Origin of the sequence: Pseudomonas sp. NCHU5216 (genome assembly GCF_052156495.1) — a bacterium.
In the GTDB taxonomy this organism is placed as follows: Bacteria; Pseudomonadota; Gammaproteobacteria; order Pseudomonadales; family Pseudomonadaceae; genus Aquipseudomonas.
This window is the reverse complement of the sequence record NZ_JBQLIX010000043.1, coordinates 1-21165: the sequence shown is the minus strand read 5'-3', so window position 1 is coordinate 21165 and position 21165 is coordinate 1. Positions and strand designations below refer to the sequence as shown.

The following is a 21165-nucleotide window of genomic DNA, read 5'->3' as shown; positions in this document are numbered from 1 at the left end:
CAAACTGTCGTGAAATACAGGGGCCGATCATTGATCGGCCTTTTTCGTTTCCAGGCATAACGAGACCATCATGACCGTCACCGAGCAGTTGAGCGCCCTGGGTAACATCCTCGCTCACGGCGACCTCAACAGCCTGTTCCAGCCCATCGTATCCCTCTCGGAGCAGCGCATCCTCGGCTACGAGGCGCTGACCCGCGGGCCGTCCAACAGCCCACTGCACTCGCCGCTGACCCTCTTCGCCGTGGCTCGCCATGCCGGTCGCCTCAGCGACCTGGAAATGCTCTGCCGCAAGAGTGCCTGCAAGCGCTTCAGCAACCTGGGGCTGGAAGGCAAGCTGTTCCTCAACGTCTCCCCCGAATCCCTGCTCGAAGCCAGCCATCAGCCAGGCCGTACGCTCAAGCTGTTGCAGGCCTTCGGCATTCCACCGAGCCAGGTGGTCATTGAACTTACTGAGCAATCCCCGACCGAAGACTTCGCCCTGCTCGACAACGCCCTGCATCACTACCGCGCCATGGGCTTCTCCATCGCCCTGGACGACCTCGGCGCCGGCTACTCCAGCCTGCGCCTGTGGTCGGAGCTGCGCCCGGACTACGTGAAGATCGACCGTCACTTCATCGATGGCATCCATCAGGACGCGGTCAAGCGCGAGTTCGTCGGCTCCATCCTGAAGATGGCCCAGGCCTCGCGCGCCCAGGTGATCGCCGAGGGCATCGAGCGCGTGGAGGAATTCACCGTGCTGGCCGAAATGGGTGTGGATCTGATGCAAGGCTACCTGCTCGGTCGCCCAGAGGAGCGCCCGCCGCGCGAGGTACGCCAGCAGCTCACCAGCCTGCAGGACAACCAGGCCGTGCTCAATGACGACCACCATGACCTGACTCCGCTGCTCAACGAGCTGCCTGCGGTAAACCAGCACACAGCCACCGCCGAAGTGCTGGAAATGTTCCGCGCGCAGCCGAACCTGAACTCCCTGGCCGTGCTCGACGAAGCCCAGCAGCCCATCGGCATCGTCCACCGCCATTCGCTGTCGGAGGCCCTGCTCAAGCCCTTCGCCACCGACCTGTTCGCGCGCAAGCCGATCAGCCGCCTGATGAGTCAGGACTTTCTCGCCGTGGAGCTGTACCAGTCGCTGCAGAAGGTCAGCCGCCTGCTCACCAGCCGCGCCCGCCAGCGTATCGAAGAAGACTTCATCATCACCCTGCAGGGTAGCTATCGCGGCCTGGGCCGCGTCATCGACGTGCTCAAGCTGATCACCGAGCAGAAGCTGCAGCAGGCCCGCCATGCCAACCCGCTGACCCTGCTGCCCGGCAACGTGCCGATCCAGCAATGCCTGACCCGCCTGCTGCAACAGCAACGTGCGGCAGCGGTGTGCTACGTCGACATCGACAGCTTCAAACCCTTCAATGACCTCTATGGCTATGCCAAGGGCGACGAAGTGCTGCTGTGCCTGGCCCAGTGCCTGAACGAGCGTGTCGACCCGGCACGGGACTTCGTCGGCCATATCGGCGGCGACGACTTCATGCTGGTGCTGGGCAGCGAGGACTGGCGACAGAAGCTCAGCCGCCTGCTGGACGACTTCCAGAACCAGTGCCGACGCTTCTACCGTGAGGAGCATCTGCAGGCGGGCTGCTTCGTCGCCCACAACCGCCAGGGCCAGCGCCAGGAATACCCGCTGCTGTCACTCTCGGTGGGCGTGGTGCAGTTGCAGGGGCAGGACTGCACGCACCTGGACGCCGCCCTGCTCGCCGAGATGGCCTCCGATGCCAAGCGCGGCGCCAAGGCCATGCCGGGTTACAGCGTGCATATCATCGAGGCGGCTCAGCGCTCCTGAGCATCGAGACGAGCGTAGTGCTCGGCCTGCGCGGGGTCGACCGCCAGCCCTGGCGCGCCCTCGCGATACAGCAGGGCCAGGCGCCCTGCCGCCAACGGATGCCCCGCTGCCAGCGCCATGCCCCACCAGCGCGCGGCCTCCTGGCCGTCGGGCGGTTGCCGGGTGTCGCCCTTGAGCGCCAGTTGCCCGAGCTGATAGGCCGCCTTGCCATCACCGGCCTGCGCCGCCAGGCGCAGCAGGCGCATGCCCTCCTCCCGCGCGCCAAGACCCTGACCACGAAACAACAGGATATGGCCATAGAAGCTCTGCGCAGCGCGATCACCCAGATTGGCCATGCGCCCGTACTGCCCCTGCATCCATTGCCAGGCACGCGGTTGACGCATTACCCAGGGCCAATGGAACAGGCGCCGCGCCAGCCAATAGCCCAGACGCGCGCGTAACTGCCAGAGCCACCTAGACATCCTCGGGGTACTCGAACTCGAAGACACGGGTCACTTCGGCAGCGTGCCAGGACGCCGCCGCGACGCCATCGGGCGCGCCGCTGAAGCGTGCCAGGCGGGCCACGCAGTCGAAGAAACCGGTTCTGGGCAGTCGGCTGGCACCCTGGCTGATCACCAGCGCGCTGCGCAATGGGCGATCGGCACGCGCATCCAGCGCCGCGAGATGTTCCAGCGCCGCCGTGAGCGTCTGCATGGCCGGGCTGGGCAGCTCCAGACGCTCGATCAGGGCACGGTAGGTAAGCAGGTGGCGTTGACGGCGGGCATCATCCAGTTCGGCGAGCAACGCCTGCCAGTGTTGACGGCTGATACGCACACTCAAGACCAGCCCTCCAGACCGAGCTGCCAGGCCAGTGAGCGGAGGATGGCGGCATCGGGTTGACGCTCGCCACGTTCGATCATCGCCAGGTAGTGCGGGCTGATACCGACGCTACGCGCCAGCTCCTCGGCGGCCAGGCCCTTGGCCTCACGCAGTCGCTGCAACTGGCTCAAGGGCGGGCGCGTGGCGTTGCCCTGCGCCCGCGTATCCTGCATCGCAGGGGTCTGCGCGCTCTGCCCGGCGGCCTGCAGCAAGGCCTGGTAATCGGCCCAGGGCAGCACGGCGTATTCCGGCTCGCCGTCGCGGGCAATGATTTGCACTGTCATCGTCTCTCCAGAAAAATGCGCAACCGAAGGCTCGGGGCATCTTAACAGGCGGCCGACTCAGATGTTCGCCTGAGGCGAAACGTCCTTGGCATCGCTCGGTGCAGGCAGCGCTTCGATGACGGCAAGCCGCTCTGGCGACTGCTGCTCGCGCCAGAGGCGAAACGCCTGCAGCTCGTCCCTCCAGGTATTGAGTACCCAGGCCAGTACGGCCAGGTCATCGACGAAACCCAAGCCCACCAACCAATCGGGTATGGCATCGAGCGGTGTGACGAAGTAGAGCAGCGCCGCCACGGCCATCAGCAAGGCCTGCTTGCTGACCTGCCGATATTCGCCCTTGAACCAGGCCAGGCACAGCGAACGCAACAGTTGCACGTCCTCTCTGAGCGCGGCGAAGCGAGCACCAGCCGGGCTCTTCTTGTCGGCAAGCTGGCGCAACAGTTCGGGCAGCTTGCCGTCACGCACGAAGCGCGCCGCAAGCGGAAGGTAACGCGCCAGTTTCCAGGGAGTTTTCATCATCGCTCCTTGGCAGCCCAGTGACTGCCTGGGGTTGCCGGTTTATCCACCGAAGCTGTGGATAAACCTGTGCAAAGACTTTCGACAAGCTTACCAAAGCCCCGTGCTATGCGGCCTTCAGTCAGATCGGGCATTTTTTGCCCAGCCTACAAAACCCAATGAAATCAATAAGTTGTGAGTTGACGAAAACGTCATTCAAGTGTAACGAAGGTCACTTGGGAGCAATTCGCACAATGTGCATAAGCGTAACATCAGGATCAACTCGCGCCGGTCAGGTCAAGCGCTAAAACGCAAACGCCCCATCAAGAGACGGGGCGTTTTTTTCAGATGCAGCAGGTTGTTACTGGGCTGCGTCCTGATCCTTGGCGTTCTTGTCCTTGATGCCGATCAGCTCCAGATCGAACACCAGCACCGAGTTGGCCGGAATGGCCGGCGACGGGCTCTGCTCGCCATAAGCCAGCTCGCTGGGGATGTACAGCTTGTACTTCTCGCCCACGTGCATCAGTTGCAGACCTTCGACCCAACCCGGGATCACACCGCTGACCGGCAGATCGATGGGGGTGCCACGGGCGACCGAGCTATCGAAGACGCTGCCATCGGTCAACTTGCCTTCGTAGTGAACGGTGACTACGTCGTCAGGCTTGGGCTGAGCGCCATCGGTCTTCTTGATCACTTCGTACTGCAGGCCCGAGGCGGTGGTCACCACGCCTTCACGCTTGCCATTCTCTTCGAGGAACTTCTTGCCGGCCTCAGCGGTTTCCTTGCTCAGCTTGACCATGCGCTCCTGGGCACGGTTCTGCAGGAAGGTGAAGGCCTCGACCATCTCCTCATCCTTGATGCGTGGCTCCTTCTTCGCGATCGCATCTTCGATGCCCTGGGCGACGGCCTTGGAGTCCAGATCGTCCATGCCTTCCTCGGAGAGGCTGCGACCCATGTTCAGGCCGATGCCGTAGGAGGCTTTCTGCGCCGGGCTCTTGAGTTCGACTTCGCTGGTCTGCGAATCACAACCGGTGAGTACCAGACCCACCAGGGCAACCGCCGCCGCCAAACGATGCTGTTTCATGCTTGTTCCTTTGTTGATACGCCCGAAGGCCGTCGTGTGAAAGCGCGAGCTTAGGGTCTGTTAGCGCCTCGACGCAAGCAGACATCACAGGATCGAGGCCTGCGAAGCAGCACGCTGCTGGCTACGGCATTAGGAGCCCGGCAAAGCGCACAAGTTCAGGACTGCAAAGGATTTATTGGCTGTTTCGACGAATGCCGAAGAAGTGTCACAGGAGGGGATGAAGCGAGGAGAAGAATGGCGCAGCGGACGGGACTCGAACCCGCGACCCCCGGCGTGACAGGCCGGTATTCTAACCGACTGAACTACCGCTGCGCGTAACTGCGAGATTGGTGGGTGGTGACGGGATCGAACCGCCGACCCTCTGCTTGTAAGGCAGATGCTCTCCCGGCTGAGCTAACCACCCCATTCACTCTCGAAGTGGGGCGCATTCTAGAGAGCGTTCATGACCTTGGCAAGCCCCGATGTGAAAAAAATTTATCGAAGTAGCAAGAACTTAGCGTCGCCCGGGGAATTTTCCAGGCGGCTGCTTGCCAATGGTTGGCCTGAACGCCGAGGCCGACAATAATGCGCGCTTCGCATCGGCAGCCTGGCTGCCGCGTTCGCTGTCGCACCGCTTTGCCGGTCCACACCCCTTACGCCAATGGAGAGTCATCCGCACATGTGGTTCCGTAACCTGCTGGTCTATCGCCTTACCCAGGACATCCCTTTCGACGCCGACGCACTGGAAACCGCTCTGGCCAGCAAGCCGGCACGTCCCTGCGCCAGCCAGGAGCTGACCACCTATGGTTTCACCGCCCCCTTCGGCAAGGGTGCCGATGCCCCGCTGGTGCATGTCAGCGGCGACTTCCTGCTGATCGGCGCACGCAAGGAAGAGCGCATCCTGCCTGGCTCGGTGGTGCGTGATGCGCTGAAGGAGAAGGTCGACGAAATCGAGAACACCCAGATGCGCAAGGTCTACAAGAAGGAGCGCGACCAGCTCAAGGACGAGATCGTCCAGGCCTTCCTGCCACGCGCCTTCATTCGCAAGTCCGGCACCTTCGCCGCCATCGCGCCGAAACAGGGCCTGATCCTGGTGGACAGCGCCAGCGCCAAGAAGGCCGAAGACCTGCTCTCCACCCTGCGCGAGGCCATCGGTTCGCTGCCGGTGCGCCCGCTGTCGGTAAAGATCGCCCCGACTGCCACCCTCACCGACTGGCTGAAGAATCAGAGCGCGGCCGAAGGCTTTTTCGTCCTCGACGAATGCGAGCTGCGCGACACCCATGAGGACGGCGGCGTGGTGCGCTGCAAGCGCCAGGATCTGACCAGCGAGGAAATCCAGCTGCACCTGTCCACCGGCAAGCAGGTCACACAACTGTCGCTGGCCTGGCAGGACAAGCTGTCCTTCGTGCTGGACGACAAGCTGACCATCAAGCGCCTGCGCTTCGAGGACATCCTCCAGGAGCAGGCCGAGCAGGACGGCGGCGACGACGCCCTGGCCCAGCAGGATGCCAGCTTCACCCTGATGATGATGACCCTGGTGGAGTTCCTGCCCGAGCTGTTCAGCGCCCTCGGCGGCGAAGAGATTCCGCAGGGCATCTGAGCCCTGACCGCTGTGCGGCGGGGCGCCAGGCGCGCCCCGCCACACACTGCACGAGCGTCCTGCCGCAGACGCAGAAAACTGGCCAGCGCAAGGCTGCCAGCAGCATCACCGACCACTCACTCCCGCCGTTCGACAGATGCATAATGGCTATTGGCCATGTAGCCATTATTCACTGTAGTGCCGCCGTGGCGGTCCCTAGAATCCCCCTCATCTCTTCGTCTGTGCGCTCATAGGAGCATCGTCCATGCACGCCCCACTCAGCATTGCCCAACGCCTGGGCCTGGGCTTCGGCCTGATCCTGTCCCTGATGCTGCTGATCAGCCTGATCGGTGTGCAGCGGGTTGGTTTCATCGACTCCACTCTCACCGAGGTCAACGAAGGCGCTGCCCTCAAGCAGCGTTACGCGATCAACTTTCGTGGCAGCGTGCATGACCGTGCCATCGCCATTCGCGACGCCGTACTGGTGGACGACAATGCCCTGAATGCCTACCTGCAGACCATCGAGCGCCTGCGCGGCGACTATCAGAAATCGGCCACGCTGATGCAGCAACTGCTCGCCAGCCAACCGGCCACGGCCGAGGAACAACGGCTGCTCGACGCCATCCAGGCCATCGAAAAGCGCACCCTGCAACTGACCGAGCAGTTGCTGAATCTGCGCCGCCAGGATGATCGCGCCGCAGCGCAGGCCTTGCTGCTCAAGGAGGTATCGCCGGCCTACAGCCAATGGTTGAAGGACATCAATGCCTACATCGACTTCCAGGAGCGGCAGATTGCCCAGCACATCGATGCCGTGCGTGCCACCGCCGGCAGCTTCCAGTGGCTGATGCTGCTGGCCACCGCCGTGGCCATCCTGCTCGGCATCGGCATTTCCCTTGTCATCATTCAGCGGCTGAAGTCCACACTCGGCGCCGAGCCGCACGAAGTTGCCGAGGCCATCGGGCGCCTGGCCGAAGGCCAGCTCGACCAGCGCATCGACACCCGCTACCCGCAGAGTGTGATGGCTGCCCTGGGCAACACCACCCGCCGCCTGGCCGATACCATCACCCAAGTGCGCAGCGCGGCGGCCGAGTTGCTGCAGGCCTCCGAGCAGTTGCTGCACACCTCGAGCAACAACAACCAGCAGATCCATCTGCAGGCCAGCGAAGCGGCGCAGGTCGCCAGCGCCATCCAACAGATGGCGGCGACGGTCAATGAAGTGGCCGGCTATGCCACCCAGGCGGCAGACGCCACGCAGAGCGCCGATGTCGAGGTGAGCAAGGGCAATGAGGTGGTGAGCAGCACTGCAGGTGCCATCCAGAACCTGGCCAATACCCTGGAAAGTGCCGCGCAGAGCGTGCTGCAGGTGGCACAGGACAGCGAGAACATCGAGAAGATCACCGATGTGATCACCGCCATCGCCGAGCAGACCAACCTGCTGGCGCTCAATGCCGCCATCGAGGCCGCCCGCGCCGGCGAGCATGGCCGTGGTTTCGCCGTGGTGGCCGACGAGGTGCGCTCCCTGGCCAACCGTACCCAGGAGTCGACCCGCGAGATTCGCGGCATGATCGCCACCTTGCAGGCAGGCACCAACAAGGCGGCCGAAGTGATGCAGGACAGCCGCGAGCTGGCGCAGCAGACGGTGGAGCAGACCCGCATCGCCGAAAGCTCGCTGGGCAAGATCCATCAGGAGGTCACAGCCATCAACAGCATGAACGCGCAGATCGCCAGCGCATCGCTGCAGCAGAGCAACGTTGCTGCGGATGTCAGCGCCAATATCGGGCGGATTCACCAGGCCACTCAGGAAACCTCGGCCGGCTCCGAGCAGGTAGCCGTGGCAAGCCGCGAACTGGCCAACCTGGCCACGCGCATGCAGGAGAAGGTGAGCTTCTTTAGGCTGTGAAACGCTAGGTTCTTCGTGGGGTCTTGGGAAAGTCGGTTTTGATACCGAGCTGGCAATAAGGTGTTGGTTATTCTGGTGTCTGTTCCGAATTGCCGCGTTTTTGCTGATGTTTTTGGTTTCGCCCTCCCGGGCGAGTCACTTTGCGGGCAAAGTAACCAAACCCCTCCGCCCGATCATCCGGCCCTGGCTGCGCCAGGGTTCGCTCACTCCATCGCCGCTCCAGAGGACCGCCACGGTGGGCCATCCCTGGCCCATCGTGGCTTTCGCGGCATCCATGCCGCTCAACCTCTTCCACGACGACTCCGTTCGCCCTCCTGGGCGGGCTCTGCACGCGCCTGAACCTGTGGTTACTCCATGGGACTCTCACGGGCTTAATGGGGGCAGCCGTAGGGCGGACTCAGGAGCGCCAACGAATAGTCCGCCGGGCCCTGCCGAGCTCGGCACCACGGCTCACGTTCAATACTCCTACCAACGGCGTACTGCTTCGCGAGTACGCCCTACGCGGAGGCAGCCACACGCAAACTGCGCGAATGAAACTATTGGTTTAATTCGACAGCCACGTCATGGTTCCACAGCTACCAGAGCATGCCGGGCATGACCGGAACTGATGTACGTTCAGGCGCGCTAACTCCCCCTTCAGGAGGCCGAACGCAGGCATTGCGCAGGGGGCGAGTGGCATGGATGCCACGAGATACCGATGGCGGCCCCGCGTAATGGGCCATGGATGGCCCATGTACGCCGACCCCGGAGCGATGCCGGAGTGAGGGGAGTCGAGCGCAGCATGACGGGGACGCCTAGTTCCGGATGGTGGGAGTGCGTTTCTTTTGCTTACTTTTCTTTGCACTGGGCGGCAATCCGATTTCAAAGAAAAGTGAGTCGCCCGAGGGGGCGAACGCCGGGATATCTGAATACACCGAAGCGGCGCCCAGAACACCAAACAACACACAAACCTGCCAGCCCAGTATCAACCAAACCCGCCCCCTAACATGCGAAAAACCAACCATCCGAGGCTGTCGCTGTTACGCGCACGGCCGCGCCGAAACGCCGACCGGCATAGACCCCTAGTAATCGACCCGCCCCCGCCCAGCCTTGATCGCCCCACGCTTGCTCTTGCCGTCCAGGCGGCGTGTCTGTGAGCCGCGGGTCGGTTTGGTCGGGCGGCGTTTCTTCTCGGTTTTGGCCACGTTGCGGATCAGCTCGGCCAGACGCTCCAGCGCATCGGCACGGTTCTGCTCCTGAGTGCGGTACTGCTGCGCCTTGATAATCACCACGCCACCCTCGGTAATGCGCGAGTCGCGCGCAGCCAGCAGGCGCTCCTTGTAGAACGGTGGCAACGACGAAGCCTGGCTGTCGAAGCGCAGATGTACGGCGCTGGACACCTTGTTGACGTTCTGCCCACCCGCCCCCTGGGCGCGAATGGCGGTCAGTTCGATCTCGCCCAGGGGCAGATGAACACTGTTGGAAAGGATCAACATGACGATAAACCCGGCTCAAACCCTGCCTACTGTAACCTTTGCTTGAAATTTCGCTACGGCAGCGGCGCTGCCGCTCCGCTAACGTAGCCACCTCGTCATTCATGGATCGACGCAATGGATTCGATTACCCAGGCCGTTCTCGGTGCCAGCATACAGGGCGCGTTGCTCGGTCGCTGGCAAGGGCGCAAGGCCCTACTCTATGGCGCCGCGCTGGCCACCCTGCCCGACCTCGACGTGGTCATCGACTACGGCGATGCGGTGGCCGAGATGACCTATCACCGCGGTTTCAGCCACTCGCTGTTCGTGCTCAGCGGCCTGGCCCTGTTGCTCACCTGGCTGATCCGGCGCTTTCGTCCTCATCCCGGTTATACGAGCAGGCGCCTGCTGCTCACCCTCTGGCTGGTATTGATCACTCACCCGCTGCTGGACGCCTTCACCAGCTACGGCACTCAGTTGTTCTGGCCCTTGATGCCGACACCCACGGCCTGGTCGAGCCTGTTCATCATCGACCCGTTATACAGCCTCCCCTTGCTGGTGGCGGTGATCGTCAGCCTGTTCACCGGGCTGCGCGAGCAGAGCTGGCGCGTACCGGCCGTGGCCCTGGCCATCTCGACCCTGTACATCGGCTTCAGCCTGGCCGGCAAGTTCATGGCCGAACAACGGGTGGAGCGTGAACTGGCCCGCCAGGGCATCCAGGCCGAGCAGTTGTTCGTCACCCCGACGCCGTTCAATACCCTGCTCTGGCGCGTCATCGTGCTCGACGGAGAGAACTATCACGAGGCGCTGACCGGCTGGTTCGATACTGCGCCACCGCAACTGCAACGCCTGCCCCGTGGTACCCACCTGCAGGCAACGCTGGCCGACTCGCCGATGCACCAGCGCCTGCGCTGGTTCACCAACGGCGTGCTGCGCTATGACCAGGTGGACGGGCATCTGATCGTCACCGATCTGCGCCTGGGCATGACCGGCTACCACCCCTTCCGCTTCGATTTCGCCCGTTGGCAAGAAGGCCGCTGGCAGCTCAACGAGCCTATCGAGCGCCTGCCCTTCGCCCGCGGCGAGCCCGAGCAACTGCTGCTGTTGCTGCGGCGCATCTGGCAACCGCAAACCGAAGTGCCACTACTGGCCTGGGCCAGCGAGCTGAAGAGAACGCTGCCACCTGAGACGGGTTCGCGTTAGGATCGGCGTTCGCTTTCCGGGCAGGATGCCGCCTCCATGTTGTTTCGCCGCTTCGAGTCGCTGATCGACGTCTTCAAACCCAGCCCCGATGTCGCCCCGCCGGCGGGGCTGCTGCCTTTCTACGGCCACTACCTGAAACAGGTGTGGCCACTGATGCTGAGCATACTGATCGTCGGTTTCTTCGCCGCCTTGATCGAGGTGGCGCTGTTTGCCTTCCTCGGCCAGTTGATCGACATGGCCCAGGCCAGCACCGATGCCAGCAGCTTCTTCGCCGAACATCGGGGCGACCTGCTGTGGATGCTGCTGGTGGCGCTGATCATCCGCCCGGTGGTGTTCGGCCTGCACAACCTCCTGGCGCATCAGGCCATCAACCCGGGGCTGAGCAACCTGATCCGCTGGCAGAACCATCGCTACGTGCTCAAGCAGAGCCTGAACTTCTTCCAGAACGACTTCGCCGGCCGTGTCGCCCAACGGGTGATGCAGACCGGCCCATCGCTGCGCGAATCGGCCATGCAGGTGATCGACGCGCTGTGGCACGTGGTGGTCTACGCCGGCAGCGCGCTGTATCTGTTCGCCGCCGCCGACCTGCGTCTGGTACTGCCGCTGGCGCTGTGGATCATTGGTTACAGCAGCGCGCTGTGGTACTTCGTGCCGCGCATCAAGGCACGCTCGGCGGCCGCTTCGGCCGCACGCTCGAAGGTCATGGGGCGGGTGGTGGACGGTTACAGCAACATTGCCACGCTCAAGCTGTTCGCCCACTCGCAGGAGGAGGAAAGCTACGCCCGCGAAGCCATGCAGGAACTGCTCGACAAGTTCCGCCTGCAGTCGCGCACCATCACCGCGCTGGACTTTCTCATCACCTGCATGAACGGCGTGCTGATCGTCGGCACCGGCGCCCTGGCCCTGTGGTTGTGGAGCCAGGCGCTGATCAGCACCGGCGCCATCGCCCTGGCGCTGGGCCTGGTGATCCGCATCAACAACATGTCGGAATGGATCATGTGGGTGGTCAACGGCATCTTCGAGAACGTCGGCACCGTGCAGGACGGCATGCAGACCATCGTCCAGCCGCGCCAGGTGCTCGACCGCGACGACGCCAAGCCACTGCAGGTAAACCGGGGTGAGGTGCGCTTCGAGGCCATCCACTTCCACTATGGCAAGCAAGGCGGGGTGATCGCCGGCCTCGACATCGCCATCCGCCCTGGCGAGAAGATCGGCCTGGTCGGCCCGTCCGGTGCCGGCAAGTCGACCCTGGTCAACCTGCTGCTGCGTCTCTACGACCTGGAGAGCGGGCGCATTCTGATCGATGGCCAGGACATCGCCACGGTCACCCAGGAAAGCCTGCGCGCGCATATCGGCGTGGTCACCCAGGACACCGCCCTGCTGCACCGCTCGATCCGCGACAACCTGCTCTACGGCAAGCCTGGCGCCAGCGACGAGGAGCTCTGGGAAGCCGTGCGCAAAGCACGTGCCGATACCTTCATCCCCAACCTCGACGACAACCAGGGCGGGCGCGGCATGGACGCGCAGGTGGGCGAACGCGGGGTCAAGCTCTCCGGTGGCCAGCGCCAACGCATCGCCATCGCCCGCGTGCTGCTCAAGGATGCGCCGATTCTGGTGCTGGACGAGGCCACCTCGGCGCTGGATTCGGAAGTGGAGGCGGCCATTCAGGAAAGCCTGGACAGCCTGATGCAAGGCAAGACGGTGATCGCCATTGCCCACCGCCTGTCCACCATCGCACGCATGGATCGCCTGGTGGTGATCGACCAGGGCCAGGTGATCGAAACCGGCAGTCACGCCGAGCTGATCGCCCGTGGCGGTCTGTATGCACGCCTGTGGCAGCACCAGACCGGTGGGTTCGTCGGGGTGGATTGAGACAGCTCCCCTCTCCCGCTTGCGGGAGAGGGGCCGGGGCAGAGGGTCTATCTGACAGATCCGAATGGCCTGAGCCACCCTCTCCCATAAATGGGAGAGGGGGCAGAGCCTGCATTACCAGAGCGGAGCGGTGGACGGATGAAGCGTCGTCCACCCTACGCCGTTACTCCGCCGCCGGCTTCTTGCGCTTGAGCGGTGCGCTGCCGTCGGCGCTGACCAGCGTGGAGGGCTTGCCGGCCGGGCGTGGGCCGCTCTTGCGCTTGGGTGCGGCGGCTTTCTTCGGGTCTTTCTTGTCGGCCTTTTTCTTCTTGCTGCCGGCGGCCTTGCCCGAGGCCTTGAGGTTCTTCGGCCCCTGGTAGGCGCCTTTCAGTTCCTTGATGGTGCGGCGCTCGAAACGCTGCTTGAGGTAGCGCTCGATGCTCGACATCAGGTTCCAGTCGGTGTGGCAGATCAGCGACACCGCCAGGCCTTCACCACCGGCGCGGCCGGTACGGCCGATGCGGTGCACGTACTCGTCGCCGGAGCGCGGCATGTCGAAATTGATCACCAGATCCAGGCCATCGACATCCAGCCCGCGCGCCGCCACGTCGGTGGCCACCAGCACCTTGACCGCGCCCTGGCGCAGGCGCTCGATGGCCAGCTTGCGATCCTTCTGATCCTTCTCGCCATGCAGGACGAAGGCCTTGACCCCGGCTGCCACCAGCTTGCCGTAGAGGCGGTCGGCCTGCACCCGGGTATTGGTGAAGACGATGGCCTTGTCATAGGTCTCGTTGGCCAGCAGCCAGTCGACCAGCTGTTCCTTGTGGTAGTTGTGATCGGCCGTGATGATCTGCTGGCGAGTGCCCTCGTTGAGCTGGCTGACGCTGTTGAGCATCAGGTGCTGCGGCTCCTTGAGCACCTTGGCGACCATCTCGCGCAGGCCATTGCCGCCGGTGGTGGCGGAGAACAGCAACGTCTGGTGCGGCCCGCAGGCCTCGGCCAGGCGCTGGGCGTCCTCGGCGAAGCCCATGTCGAGCATGCGGTCGGCTTCGTCGAACACCAGCACTTCGACCTCACCGAGCGGCAGGTTGCCAGCGTTGGCATGCTCGACCAGACGGCCCGGTGTGCCGATCAGGATGTCGATCTTGCGCATCATCGCCGCCTGCACCTTGAAGTCCTCGCCGCCGGTGACCAGGCCGGCCTTGAGGAAGGTGTACTGGGCGAAACGCTCGACTTCCTTGAGGGTCTGCTGCGCCAGCTCACGGGTCGGCAGCAGGATCAGCGCACGAATGCTCAGGCGCTGGCGGGAATTGCCATCACCAAGCAGACGATTGAGCAACGGCAGGACGAAGGCAGCGGTCTTGCCGCTGCCGGTCTGGGCAATCACACGTAGATCCTTGCCCTCCAGTGCCGGTGGAATGGCAGCCGCCTGCACTGGCGTCGGCTCGACGAAATTGAGCTCGGACACGGCTTTGAGCAGACGTTCATGCAGGGCGAATTGGGCAAACACGGCAACACTACCTCGAAGGATCGACAAAACGGTGCATAGCCTAACGGTTTCCGGCGTCCGGGCCGAGTTTCTTTGCACTCGCCCCCGATCAGCAGCGCGATCAAGGCTAACCTTCACAGGAACCGAAACCGCATACCGAGCGTCGAATTGACATCACCCCAAGGGAGCGTCCCTCATGTCTAATAAATCTCACGCGGCTCTATGCCTTGGCCTGTGCACCTTGCTGGCGGCCTCCCCACTGCTCGCGGCTCCACCGCCAGGCAAGGGCAATCCGCACAAGGGCGGTCACGACGACGTGCAGTTCGACATGCGCGGCCCCAGCGTGGACATCGGCCAGGTGCGTATCGTGCTGGGCAAAAATCGCCAACTGATCGGTCCGAGCCCATCCCTGCCGCCCGGCATCGCCAAGAACCTGGCCCGCGGCAAGCCTCTGCCACCCGGTATTGCCAAGAACTTCGACAGCCGCCTGTCGGCACGCTTGCCCCACTACGAGGGTTACGAGTGGAAGCAGGTAGGCAGCGACGTGGTGCTGGTGGCGGTGGCCACGGGCATCGTCTACGAGATTCTGCGCAACGTGCTGAACTGAAAGGCTGCTCCTGCCGACCAGTGGTAGGCAGCGCGTCGAACTTGTCTTCGGCGCGCAGCTCCAACGCCAATACCCGCCCATTGCGGAGGCAGGATGCAGCCCTCACTGATCTACCACGTCACCTCCAGCCTGGACGGCTACATCGCGCGCCCGGACGGCAGCCTCGACTGGCTGGAGAGCGAACGCCAGGCGGACGAGGAAAACTGCTTCCAGCACTTCTACGCCGGGATCGACTCGCTGCTGATGGGGCGCATGGCCTATGAGGCGCTGCTGGCCAAGGGCGGCCCCTGGCCCTACCCTGGCAAGCCCTGCGTGGTGCTGACCCGCTCGGCCCTGCCGCGGCCCTGCGCAGAGGTGCAACTGACCCACTGCACCCCGAGCCAGGCCATGGCGGTATTGCGCGAGGCAGGCCTGCAGCGCACCTGGCTGCTGGGCGGCAGCACCCTGGCGGGCAACTGTCACGCTGCCGGGCTGATCGACGAGGTACTGCTCAATCTCAGGCCCTGCCTGCTCGGTGCCGGCATACGCCTGTTCGCCACCGGCCTGGAACGCAACCTGGAACTGTGCGAACAGCGCCGTTTCAACAGCGGCGTCATCCAGTTGCACTACCGGGTGAACAACCCCTACAGCCAACTCATGCCGCTGGCCGAAGCCAGCCACAGTGCCGCCTGATCAGCCCGCACCCTGCTTGCGCAGCAAGCGCGCACTGTCCCAGCCCACCAGCAAGACCGCCAGCCAGATCGGCAGGTAGGTCAGCCACTGCGCGGCATCGAAGCGCTCTCCCAGTACCAGCAGCGCCACGGCGAACAGCAGCACCGGCTCGACGTAGCTGAGAATGCCGAACAGCCCCATGGGCAACAGTCGGCTAGAGGCCATCATCGAAGCGAAGGCCAGGGTGCCGATCAACGCCATGCCCGGCACCAGCCACCAGAGTTCAGGCTTGTTGGCGAAGGCATTGGCCGGGCCATGGGCGACGATCAGCCAGATGGCCAGCGGCGCCAGTATGAGCATCTCCAGCACGAAGCCGGACAGCGCATCCAGGCGCATCCAGCGGCGCAGCATCATGTAGGGCGGGTAACCCAGCGCGGTGATCAGCGTCAGCCAGGAAAACGCCTGAGTACGCCACAGTTCGTGCAGCACGCCGAGCACGGCGCAGAGCACGGCCAGGCGCTGCAAGGGGCGCAAGCGCTCGCCGTAGAACAACCGGCCAGTGAGCACCAGTGCCAACGGCAACAGGAAGTAGCCCATGGACACGTCCAGCATCTTCCCCGCCAGCGGCGCCCAGAGAAACAGCCCCCACTGCACGCCGATCAACGCGGCGGCCAATGGGCAGGCCGCCAGCAGCAGCGGCTCGCGGCGCAAACGGCCGAAGGTTTCGCGCAGCAGTGCGCCCTGCCGCGTCAACACCACCAGCAACAGCACCAGGGGAATCGACCAGAGCACGCGCTGGGCGAAGATCTGGATACCATCGAGCGGCGCCAGCCAGGGCACATAGCCCGGCAGCATGGCAAACAGCACCGAGGCGCCTACCGACAGCGCCACACCGCGCCCGGATAATTGCATCAGGCGACACTCCCACGCTCGCTGGCAGCTCGTCCAAGCCGGGCCAGCGGCAGCGAGGCGGCGATCACCAGCCCGCCCAGGGCCAGGCGCAGCAGGTCGGCGTCATGGTTCCAGATCAGCAGGTTGACCAGCAGCCCGGCCGGCACCAGGGCATTGTTCATCACCGCCAGGGTACCGGCATCGACCAGGCTGGCGCCCTTGTTCCACCAGTACAGCCCCAGCCCGGACGCCATCACGCCGAGCCAGCCGAGCACGCTCCACTGCAGTGCCGTCGTCGGTAGGCGCTCAGCATTGCCCAGCAGCAGGAAGGCCGGCAAGGCCACCAGCAATGCGCCCAGATAGAAGAAGCCAAAGCGACGGTACTGCGGCTCGTCACTGGGATGGCGCAGCAGCAGATGCTTGTACAGCACCTGGCCGGCGGCGAAGGTGAAGTTGGCCAGTTGCAGCAGCAGGAAGCCGAACAGGAAACCCGGACTGATGCCGTCGTAACGGATGATGCCTGCGCCGAGCACCGCCACCAGCGCTGCGACCAGGGCCCAGGGGTTGAAGCGCCGGTTCAGGGCATCTTCGATCAGGGTCACGTGCAGAGGGGTGAGGATGGTGAACAGCAACACCTCCGGCACGCTGAGCACGGCGAAGCTCAGGTACAGGCAGACGTAGGTGATGCCGAACTGCAGGGCCCCGATCAGCAGCATGCCGCGCACGAAGGCCGGTACCTGGCCGCGCCAGCGCGTCAGCGGCACGAACAGCAGGCCAGCGATAACAATGCGGGTGAGCACGGCGAAATAGCTGTCGACCCGGCCGGCCAGATATTCACCGATCAGGCTGAAGGAAAAGGCCCACAGCAGGGTCACAATCGACAGGTATCGCACGGGCCACCTCCAGAAGAAGGCGGCGAACATAGCGCGTTCGGCAAAGGCGGACAATCCACAGTTGCGCAGCTTATGCAGGCGATAGACTCGCCAACCGTGTAGCCCGGATGCAATCCGGGACGGCCAGGCGCAGTCTTGCGCCCTGGTGCGCACAGCGCACCCTACAGGGCTGCCACCGCACCTGTGCGAAGCAACAACAAAAAGCCGGCCATCTCAGGGAAATGACCGGCAGCAATACCCGCAAGCGGGCACTCAGGAGAGTCGAACGGAATCAGGCCACTTCGGCCAGCTTGGCCTTGGCCTGGGCCAGGCCCTTCTCCACGAACTCGCCGCCCATGTTCATGCCTTCGGCATGGATGAACTGCACGTCGTGGATGCCGATGAAAGCCAGTACCTGACGCAGGTAGGGTTCCTGGTGATCCAGGGCGCTGCCGGCATAGATGCCGCCACGGGCGGTGAGCACGATGGCGCGCTTGCCGGTCAGCAGGCCTTGCGGGCCGGTTTCGGTGTACTTGAAGGTCACCCCGGCGCGCAGCACGTGATCGAGCCAGGTCTTGAGGGTGCTGGGAATGGCGAAGTTGTACATAGGTGCAGCCAGCACCAGCACGTCAGCGGCCAGCAGTTCCTCGGTCAGCTCGTTGGAGCGTGCCAGCGCGGCCTTCTCTGCCTCGCTCTGCTGCTCGGCCGGGGTCATCCAGCCACCCAGCAGGGTCAGATCCAGGTGCGGCAGCGGCTTGGCCGCCACGTCACGTACCTGAACCTGGTCGGCCGGGTTGGCGGCCTGCCACTGGGCGATGAACTGTTGGGTCAGCTCGCGGGACACCGAGCCTTGTTGACGGGCACTGCTTTCGATAACCAGAACGCGGGACATGATAAGGACTCCATCGAAGTGGGTGGGTGTCGATGGAGCGCAGGTTACGCCCAGACCTATCGATGAAAAAGAGCAAATATCCGCTTACATATATCGATAAAGTTGATTTGATCAACAAGCAGCGCTAGCCTCGACTTACTTGGGCTTGCAGGTCAGATCCACCCGCAGACGGATGACGCTACGGCTGAATCTGACCACCAGGTTGTTGTTGGCTCCGGGTGCCAGACTGGCCTGACGGATACGCGGCGCCTCCGGGCCGTTGCGGAACACGGCCTTGCACTCGGCGTCGCGCTGGCCGTAGTTGTAGAGCATCAACCCCGCGATGTTGTGGTCGATGTCCTGGGTGGTGGCCGATACCTCGGCGCCATTGAGCTGCTTCTCCAGTTCGATGGGATAAGCATGGGCACCCAGTGGCAAGCCCATGAGCAACAGCAGACAACCTAGTTTTTTCATGCGCTGTTCTCCGACAGAAGAGTGCCAGTTTAACTGGCAATGACCGCCAATGGGCGCCTCTAAAAACGTAAGCGAGGCAGTCAGCGCAAGGCGAAAACGGGCGAAAAAGCGGAGTTTACGAGCTGTAAATGAGCATTTTGAGCCTGTTTTTAACGCAGCGATGACAACGCAGGTAGCTTTTAGAGGTGCCCCAACAGCAGGATGAGGTGATGAAGGTACCCCGAGTAACCCTGGATCAATGGCGAACCCTGCAGGCCGTGGTGGATCAGGGCGGCTTCGCCCAGGCCGCCGAAGTGCTGCACCGTTCTCAGTCCTCGGTCAGCTACACCGTGGCGCGCATGCAGGAGCAGCTTGGCGTGCCGCTGCTGCGCATCGACGGGCGCAAGGCGGTGCTCACCGAGGCCGGTGACGTGCTGTTGCGCCGCTCGCGGCATCTGGTCAAGCAGGCCAGCCAGCTCGAGGAACTGGCCCACCACATGGAGCAGGGCTGGGAAGCCGAAGTGCGCCTGGTGGTGGATGCCGCCTACCCCACGGCCAATCTGGTGCGCGCCCTGTCGGCCTTCATGCCGCAAAGCCGCGGCTGCCGCGTGCGCCTGCGCGAGGAGGTGCTTTCGGGGGTCGAGGAGGTGCTGCTCGAAGGCACCGCCGACCTGGCCATCAGCGCTTTGAACATCACCGGCCACCTGGGCATCGAGCTGAGCGAGGTGGAATTCGTCGCCGTGGCCCACCCGGAGCACCCGCTGCATCGCCTGCAACGCGAACTGAGCTTCCAGGATCTGGAAGGCCAGATGCAGGTCGTCACCCGTGACAGTGGCCGCCTGCAACCGCGTGATGCCGGCTGGCTAGGCGCGGAACAGCGCTGGACGGTAGGCAGCCTGCCGACCGCGCGCACCTTCGTCAGCAGCGGCCTGGGCTTTGCCTGGCTGCCGCGCCATCTGATCACCCGTGAATTGCAGGAAGGCTTGCTCAAGCCCCTGCCCCTGAGCCAGGGCGGCGTGCGCAAGCCACGCTTTTTCCTCTATAACAACAAGGATCGTGCGCTCGGCCCGGCCACGCAGATCCTCATCGAGCTGATCAAGAACTTCGACTGCGCGCCACTCGATGCCCCCTTCGCCGCACCGCAGTCGAGCACCTGAGGCGCCCCATGCCCTACTTCGACAATGATGGCTGCCAGCTCCACTACGAGGATCGTGGCCACGGCACACCCGTGCTGCTGGTGCACGGCCTGGGCTCCAGCACCCTGGACTGGGAAGCGCAGATTCCCGTGCTGAGTGCTCATTACCGCGTACTGGCCCTGGACGTGCGCGGCCATGGCCGCTCCGACAAACCGCACGAGCGCTATCGCATGCTCGACTTCGCCGACGATGTCGCGGCACTGATCGAACATCTGCAACTGCCGCCGGTGCACCTGGTGGGCATTTCCATGGGTGGCATGATCGGCTTTCAGCTCGGTGTCGATCAGCCGCATCTGCTGCGCAGCCTGACCATCGTCAACAGCGCTCCGGAAGTGAAGCCGCACAACCTGCGCGAGCGCCTGGAAATCGCCAAACGCTGGCTGCTGGCTCGTTTGCTGCCACTGGACACCATCGCCAAAGGCCTGGGCAAACTGCTGTTCCCGCTGCCGGAACAAACCGAACTACGGCGCAAGGTGGAGCAGCGTTGGCCGCAGAACGACAAACGTGCCTATCTCGCCAGCCTCGACGCCATCATCGGCTGGGGCGTGCGGGAACGGCTGCAACGCATCACCTGTCCTACTCTGGTGATCAGCGCCGATCGCGACTACACCCCGATCGAACTCAAGCAGGCCTATGTGAAGGAGCTCCCCGACGCGCGCCTGCAGGCCATCGAGAATTCACGCCACGCCACACCGCTGGATCAACCGCAACGCTTCAACACCGTCCTGCTCGACTTCCTCGCCGAAGTCGACGGCTCTGCCAACAAGGAAAACTGACCATCATGCTCAAGCAACTCGCGCTCGCTGCCTGTACCCTGCTGCTGTCCTCCAGCCTGCTGGCGGCAGAAAACCCCAAGGTGCTGCTGACCACCAGCCTGGGGCAAATCGAAGTGGAGCTGGACGCCGACAAGGCGCCGATCAGCACGCAGAACTTTCTCAAGTACGTCGACAGCGGCTTCTACAACGGCACCCAGTTCCATCGCGTGATGCCCGGTTTCATGATCCAGGGCGGCGGCTTCGATGCCGACATGCGCCAGAAGGACACCGACGCCCCGATCAGGAACGAGGCCGACAACGGCCTGCACAACGTCCGTGGCACCCTGGCCATGGCCCGCACCCAGGTGCGCGACTCGGCCACCAGCCAGTTCTTCATCAACCAGAAGGACAACGCCTTCCTCGACCACGGCTCACGCGACTTCGGTTATGCCGTGTTCGGCAAGGTGATCCATGGCATGGACGTGGTGGACAAGATCGCCCAGGTGCCCACCGGCAACCGTGGCATGCACCAGAACGTACCGCGCGAGCCGGTGCTGATCCTCGACGCCAAGCGTCTGTAAAACCGTAGGGTGCGCCGTGCGCACCGCCCCCCAACGAGCAATCCCCGCTGCGTGCACCCTACAACTGAAACGACAAAGCCGCCGATTGGCGGCTTTGTCGTTGAGCGGAAACGCTTATTTTTGGTTCATCGCATTTTCAGGGGGAATATCTGATTGACACCGGACTGGCAAGTTTGTGTGTTGGCTTGCTGGTTGTTCTTGTGTCTGTTCCAGATTGCCGCGTTTTTGCTGATGTTTTTGGTTTCGCCCTCCCGGGCGAGTCACTTTGCGGGCAAAGTAACCAAAACCTT

At 63.6% G+C, this 21165-nt stretch carries 21 protein-coding genes, 2 tRNA genes and 1 pseudogene; 11 read left to right on the top strand and 13 right to left on the bottom strand.

The features are described from left to right. Positions 1 to 70: 70 nt before the first annotated feature. Positions 71 to 1828 (top strand): bifunctional diguanylate cyclase/phosphodiesterase, encoded by a 1758-nt coding sequence (locus ACSVIK_RS22270; protein ID WP_442446339.1) that lies wholly within the window; start codon positions 71 to 73, stop codon positions 1826 to 1828. Here ACSVIK_RS22270 and ACSVIK_RS22265 read toward each other — a convergent pair. The 7 genes from ACSVIK_RS22265 to ACSVIK_RS22235 form a co-directional block, all read right to left on the bottom strand. Then, positions 1816 to 2289: a sel1 repeat family protein gene (locus ACSVIK_RS22265; RefSeq protein ID WP_442446338.1), complete on the bottom strand. Its 474-nt coding sequence runs from the start codon at positions 2287 to 2289 to the stop codon at positions 1816 to 1818. The two genes, ACSVIK_RS22270 and ACSVIK_RS22265, sit on opposite strands and share 13 nt — an antisense overlap. Beyond that, complete coding sequence (locus ACSVIK_RS22260; protein WP_442446337.1) at positions 2282 to 2647, bottom strand: hypothetical protein; 366 nt, start codon at positions 2645 to 2647, stop codon at positions 2282 to 2284. The genes ACSVIK_RS22265 and ACSVIK_RS22260 overlap by 8 nt, the downstream gene beginning before the upstream one ends. Next, positions 2644 to 2970: a helix-turn-helix domain-containing protein gene (locus ACSVIK_RS22255; RefSeq protein WP_442446336.1), complete on the bottom strand. Its 327-nt coding sequence runs from the start codon at positions 2968 to 2970 to the stop codon at positions 2644 to 2646. The genes ACSVIK_RS22260 and ACSVIK_RS22255 overlap by 4 nt, the downstream gene beginning before the upstream one ends. A gap of 57 nt (positions 2971 to 3027) precedes the next feature. Beyond that, a complete protein-coding gene (locus ACSVIK_RS22250; protein ID WP_442446335.1) occupies positions 3028 to 3483 on the bottom strand; it encodes a YkvA family protein in 456 nt (151 codons plus the stop codon). 340 nt (positions 3484 to 3823) lie between these two features. Then, positions 3824 to 4546 carry an FKBP-type peptidyl-prolyl cis-trans isomerase gene (locus tag ACSVIK_RS22245; protein WP_442446334.1) on the bottom strand — a complete coding sequence of 241 codons (723 nt, stop codon included), beginning with the start codon at positions 4544 to 4546 and terminating at the stop codon, positions 3824 to 3826. A 235-nt stretch (positions 4547 to 4781) separates the two neighbouring features. Then, a tRNA-Asp gene (locus tag ACSVIK_RS22240) sits at positions 4782 to 4858 on the bottom strand. Between the two features lie 15 nt (positions 4859 to 4873). Next, positions 4874 to 4949: transfer RNA gene (locus tag ACSVIK_RS22235), tRNA-Val, on the bottom strand. Between the two features lie 255 nt (positions 4950 to 5204). Between ACSVIK_RS22235 and rdgC the strand changes: the two genes are divergently transcribed. The 3 genes and pseudogenes from rdgC to ACSVIK_RS22220 all read left to right on the top strand — a co-directional run bounded on the left by rdgC (position 5205) and on the right by ACSVIK_RS22220 (position 8004). Beyond that, positions 5205 to 6125, top strand: coding sequence for a recombination-associated protein RdgC (gene rdgC / locus ACSVIK_RS22230; RefSeq protein WP_442446333.1), 921 nt, complete (start codon positions 5205 to 5207; stop codon positions 6123 to 6125). Positions 6126 to 6369: 244 nt separating this feature from the next. Then, positions 6370 to 6882: pseudogene (locus ACSVIK_RS22225) on the top strand (MCP four helix bundle domain-containing protein); the annotation flags it as partial. A gap of 66 nt (positions 6883 to 6948) precedes the next feature. Next, positions 6949 to 8004 (top strand): methyl-accepting chemotaxis protein, encoded by a 1056-nt coding sequence (locus ACSVIK_RS22220; protein ID WP_442446359.1) that lies wholly within the window; start codon positions 6949 to 6951, stop codon positions 8002 to 8004. A gap of 1061 nt (positions 8005 to 9065) precedes the next feature. On the opposite strand, the gene arfB is transcribed toward ACSVIK_RS22220, so the two are convergent. Then, positions 9066 to 9479 (bottom strand): alternative ribosome rescue aminoacyl-tRNA hydrolase ArfB, encoded by a 414-nt coding sequence (gene arfB / locus ACSVIK_RS22215; protein ID WP_442446332.1) that lies wholly within the window; start codon positions 9477 to 9479, stop codon positions 9066 to 9068. A gap of 114 nt (positions 9480 to 9593) precedes the next feature. On the opposite strand from arfB, the gene ACSVIK_RS22210 reads away from it, so the two are divergent. Both ACSVIK_RS22210 and ACSVIK_RS22205 read left to right on the top strand, forming a co-directional pair. Continuing rightward, positions 9594 to 10658, top strand: coding sequence for a metal-dependent hydrolase (locus ACSVIK_RS22210; protein WP_442446331.1), 1065 nt, complete (start codon positions 9594 to 9596; stop codon positions 10656 to 10658). Between the two features lie 36 nt (positions 10659 to 10694). Beyond that, the gene (locus tag ACSVIK_RS22205; protein WP_442446330.1) at positions 10695 to 12530 is read left to right on the top strand and encodes an ABC transporter ATP-binding protein; all 1836 of its coding nucleotides are present in this window, start codon (positions 10695 to 10697) and stop codon (positions 12528 to 12530) included. 163 nt (positions 12531 to 12693) lie between these two features. Here the strand turns inward: ACSVIK_RS22205 and ACSVIK_RS22200 are convergent, their stop codons facing one another. Further along, positions 12694 to 14019: a DEAD/DEAH box helicase gene (locus ACSVIK_RS22200; protein ID WP_442446329.1), complete on the bottom strand. Its 1326-nt coding sequence runs from the start codon at positions 14017 to 14019 to the stop codon at positions 12694 to 12696. Between the two features lie 175 nt (positions 14020 to 14194). On the opposite strand from ACSVIK_RS22200, the gene ACSVIK_RS22195 reads away from it, so the two are divergent. Both ACSVIK_RS22195 and ACSVIK_RS22190 read left to right on the top strand, forming a co-directional pair. Next, on the top strand, positions 14195 to 14605 hold the full coding sequence (locus ACSVIK_RS22195) for an anti-virulence regulator CigR family protein (RefSeq protein ID WP_442446328.1): 411 nt from the start codon (positions 14195 to 14197) through the stop codon (positions 14603 to 14605). Positions 14606 to 14698: 93 nt separating this feature from the next. Continuing rightward, positions 14699 to 15277 carry a dihydrofolate reductase family protein gene (locus tag ACSVIK_RS22190; protein ID WP_442446327.1) on the top strand — a complete coding sequence of 193 codons (579 nt, stop codon included), beginning with the start codon at positions 14699 to 14701 and terminating at the stop codon, positions 15275 to 15277. On the opposite strand, the gene rarD is transcribed toward ACSVIK_RS22190, so the two are convergent. The 4 genes from rarD to ACSVIK_RS22170 form a co-directional block, all read right to left on the bottom strand. Further along, positions 15278 to 16168 carry an EamA family transporter RarD gene (rarD, locus tag ACSVIK_RS22185; RefSeq protein ID WP_442446326.1) on the bottom strand — a complete coding sequence of 297 codons (891 nt, stop codon included), beginning with the start codon at positions 16166 to 16168 and terminating at the stop codon, positions 15278 to 15280. It abuts the gene before it with no gap. After that, positions 16168 to 17040 carry a carboxylate/amino acid/amine transporter gene (locus tag ACSVIK_RS22180; RefSeq protein WP_442446325.1) on the bottom strand — a complete coding sequence of 291 codons (873 nt, stop codon included), beginning with the start codon at positions 17038 to 17040 and terminating at the stop codon, positions 16168 to 16170. The genes rarD and ACSVIK_RS22180 overlap by 1 nt, the downstream gene beginning before the upstream one ends. Positions 17041 to 17311: 271 nt before the next feature. Continuing rightward, positions 17312 to 17911, bottom strand: a complete 600-nt coding sequence (locus ACSVIK_RS22175; protein ID WP_442446324.1) for an FMN-dependent NADH-azoreductase — start codon at positions 17909 to 17911, stop codon at positions 17312 to 17314. 135 nt (positions 17912 to 18046) lie between these two features. Continuing rightward, entirely contained in the window at positions 18047 to 18364 is a 318-nt protein-coding gene (locus tag ACSVIK_RS22170; RefSeq protein ID WP_277372550.1) for a 3-phosphoglycerate kinase, read from the bottom strand. Between the two features lie 209 nt (positions 18365 to 18573). Here ACSVIK_RS22170 and ACSVIK_RS22165 point away from each other — a divergent pair, with 209 nt between their 5' ends. The 3 genes from ACSVIK_RS22165 to ACSVIK_RS22155 are packed head-to-tail and all read left to right on the top strand — an operon-like array spanning position 18574 to position 20875. Then, positions 18574 to 19500 (top strand): LysR family transcriptional regulator, encoded by a 927-nt coding sequence (locus tag ACSVIK_RS22165; RefSeq protein ID WP_442446323.1) that lies wholly within the window; start codon positions 18574 to 18576, stop codon positions 19498 to 19500. 8 nt (positions 19501 to 19508) lie between these two features. After that, positions 19509 to 20315, top strand: a complete 807-nt coding sequence (locus ACSVIK_RS22160) for an alpha/beta fold hydrolase (protein WP_442446322.1) — start codon at positions 19509 to 19511, stop codon at positions 20313 to 20315. A 5-nt stretch (positions 20316 to 20320) separates the two neighbouring features. Beyond that, positions 20321 to 20875, top strand: coding sequence for a peptidylprolyl isomerase (locus tag ACSVIK_RS22155; RefSeq protein WP_442446321.1), 555 nt, complete (start codon positions 20321 to 20323; stop codon positions 20873 to 20875). Positions 20876 to 21165 lie beyond the last annotated feature (290 nt).